Here is a 2,903-nt window from a genome sequence, read left to right on the forward strand (position 1 = left end):
CCCCGGTTTCGAAAGAGATCGGGGTTTTTGCTTTTCAGTATATTGTTCGCCTCTGTTCCATCTATATGAAATTCAAGGAGTTTCCAATAATATCCACAATGAAGAGGGTGTGGATAAGTTATGCACACGTGACTTTTGCCAGCTCTCGCCGCCACCAGTTTGCAGGCGTTTTCAGGCTCCTGTTTTTTAATGGGTTGAAATATATGGATAATTTGCAGTTATCCACAAAACCGTGACCTCTCCGAAAAGTTTTCCACAGTTTTAAACCTTCGGCACATCCTCTAGTTTCTCGCTTAAGTTGTTGTTGTCAATGGAAAATATGTAAACGCGGGAGCGTTTTGTCAATAGTTGTCCACAGGCTGGGGCCTAAGTGTGGAAAACTCGTGTTTGAACGGCTTTGCGCAGCCTGGCTGCTTGAAGCGTATTCGGTCGAACGACTTCAATTCGTCTAAAATCAATATTTTGACGAAGTCCGCGTGCCGTCCCGGCGGCAGCGTTCTCCTGTCGGCCCAACCTACATTTGCGCGGAATCTCTGCTCCATGATCTTTAAGCGTTCCATGGTTTCTGAACTGGCCAACAGTGCCGGCGGTGTCTTCACCGTTCTGTTCACCATTGTTCTGGCAGTCGGTATGGTCCGCATTCTCAGTCTTGCGGCCGGTGGTCGCATCGACAACGGAACCGTGCTGCAGATGGTGCTCTACAACGCGCTGACGAACCTGCCTCCGCTTCTGACGCTCTCACTCTTCATCGCCGTCCTGATGACGATGATGCGCTGGTGGCAGGACAATGAAATGGTCGTGTGGTTCTCTTCCGGCGGCCGCTCCCTCTTTTCATGGGTTCCTCCCGTCCTGCGCTTCGCCCTGCCCTTTGTCGTGGCCGTGGGCGTGCTCTCCATCGTCATTTCTCCGTGGGCCCGCTCCCAGACCGAAATCACCCGCAATGAATTCGCTCAGCGTGATGAAGTCAACCGTCTTGCACCAGGCCGATTCATCGAGACGATGGGCGGCAAGCGTGTCTTCTTCATCGAGTCCCAGGGGGAGTCGCCCAACGAAGTGGGCCGCATCTTCATGGCTGAACGAACCAGCAAGGGCGAGTCGACGGTGACTGCCGAGCGCGGTACGGTCGAAATCAATTCGGAAGGCGACCGCTACATCGTTCTTCACAACGGCCGCCGTCATGAAACGGCGCTTGATACCCCCGTCACTCGCGTGGTCGAGTTCGACGAGTACGCTGTACGTCTTGACATCAAGGTTGACAAGAGGCTCGAGTCCGGCAAGGTCTCGGCTCAGCCGATGACAGTGCTCTTTGCAGGCATGACGCCCGACCAACAGGCCCAGATCTTCTGGCGCTTCTCCTGGCCTGCGGCCGCCTTCCTGCTTGCGCTGTTTGCGATTCCTCTCTCTGCGTCGAATCCCCGCGCAGGCCGCAGCCTCAACATCATTATTGCCGCTCTGGTGTTCATTCTTTACCTCAATGCCATTTCGGTCGTGCAGACTTGGATTGAGCAGGGCAAGTTCGGCTACATGACCGGTCTTTTCCTGCTGCACGGGTTCGTCGCCATGCTCTGCGCGCTCTTTTTCATTCGTCGCGTCTACATGATGAGATGGCTTCCCGTCTGGTGCAGCCCCTGGTATTGGCGTCGTCGCCTGATTTCTTCGAAGGAGAACTAAGATGCGCGTTATTACCCGCCAGCTGGCCAAGGAAATTCTCTTCTCGTCGGGCTTCGTGCTGATCGCACTGGTTGCGCTCTTTGCCTTCTTTGATCTGGTCGGCCAGCTCGACGACGTGGCTGACGGCCGCACGATCATGCAGGCGTTCACGCTTACGGCCTTCACACTGCCCGCCCGCATCTACGAAGTGATGCCGCTCGCTGCGCTGCTGGCCTCCGTCTATACGATGTCCCGCTGGGCTGCGACAAGCGAGTTCACCTGTCTGCGCGTCGCAGGCATGTCGCCCGTGACGCTCGCTCTTTCCCTGATGCTTCCCGGCATCATCCTCGTGGGCATTACCTACACCTTCGGCGAGTTCATCGCGCCGGCGGCCTCGCGTTATGCGGCCGAGGTGAAGTCCATTTCGAACAATCAGACCACCCGAACCGCCCGCGGATATTCCTCGGGCGTCTGGGTGCGCGACGTGACGACGGGCGAGCGCGGTCTTGAGATTGACCGTTACATCAACGTGAAGTATCTCAATGCGACCGATTCGGCCGAGACGGGAGGCTGGCGTCTGTTTGAATTCGACGAGCAGGGCCGCATCCGTGTCTTCATCGAATCCGAGTCGGCTCACTTTGAGCCCGGCAAGGGCTGGCTCCTGAAGGACGTCGTACGTTATGACTATCCCGTCTTCGATGCTGCGGACAACAAGCCGCTTGAATCCCGCATTGAAATGACGAAGGCGGACGAGCTTCTTCTTCACTCCTCCCTGGGTCCCGACACTCTCAGTGTCATGACCGTGAAGCCCGATACGATGTCCATGCGAGACCTCGACCGCTACGTGAGCCATCTGAAGAAGAACAACCAGCAGTCCGAGCATTACGAGGTTGCGTTCTGGAACAAGGCCTTTTATCCGCTCGCCACGCTCGTGATGATCGCGCTGTCGATGCCGTTCGCCTACATGAATGCACGCTCCGGCGGTCTGGCGATCAAGATGTTCGTCGGCGTCATGATCGGCATTGTCTTTTACGCGCTCAACAACCTCTTCTCGTATCTGGGCGTACTCAACACCTGGTCGCCGATTGTGGTGAGTCTGGTGCCGACAGTGAGCATGTTGATCATGGCGGCCGTCGCCATGTTCCTAGTCGAGCGGCGATAGCTTCAGGTCCAGCATTCGAAAAGCGAAAGGCCCGCAGTTCAACCTACGGGCCTTTCGCTTGTGTGCTCGGCATGGGCACGTTCTAACGGGT

At 56.4% G+C, this 2,903-nt stretch carries 3 protein-coding genes; all 3 read left to right on the forward strand.

Translation table 11 applies throughout. The features are described from left to right. Window positions 1-236, forward strand: a 236-nt coding sequence (locus tag HMPREF3036_RS12260) for a hypothetical protein (protein ID WP_231853589.1), incomplete at its 5' end; no start/stop codon positions are given. A gap of 304 nt (window positions 237-540) precedes the next feature. Next, on the forward strand, window positions 541-1,671 hold the full coding sequence (gene lptF / locus HMPREF3036_RS06595) for an LPS export ABC transporter permease LptF (RefSeq protein ID WP_062332773.1): 1,131 nt from the start codon (window positions 541-543) through the stop codon (window positions 1,669-1,671). Between the two features lies 1 nt (window position 1,672). Continuing rightward, window positions 1,673-2,812: an LPS export ABC transporter permease LptG gene (gene lptG / locus HMPREF3036_RS06600; RefSeq protein WP_062332777.1), complete on the forward strand. Its 1,140-nt coding sequence runs from the start codon at window positions 1,673-1,675 to the stop codon at window positions 2,810-2,812. Window positions 2,813-2,903: the final 91 nt, after the last annotated feature.

It is taken from the genome of Sutterella sp. KLE1602 (assembly GCF_001578585.1).
GTDB classification, from domain to species: Bacteria; Pseudomonadota; Gammaproteobacteria; order Burkholderiales; family Burkholderiaceae_F; genus Sutterella; species Sutterella wadsworthensis_A.

Coding starts and splice junctions, on each gene's coding strand:
- lptF (WP_062332773.1), top strand. CDS start 541: ATGATCTTTAAGCGTTCCATGGTTTCTGAACTGGCCAACAGTGCCGGC.
- lptG (WP_062332777.1), top strand. CDS start 1,673: ATGCGCGTTATTACCCGCCAGCTGGCCAAGGAAATTCTCTTCTCGTCG.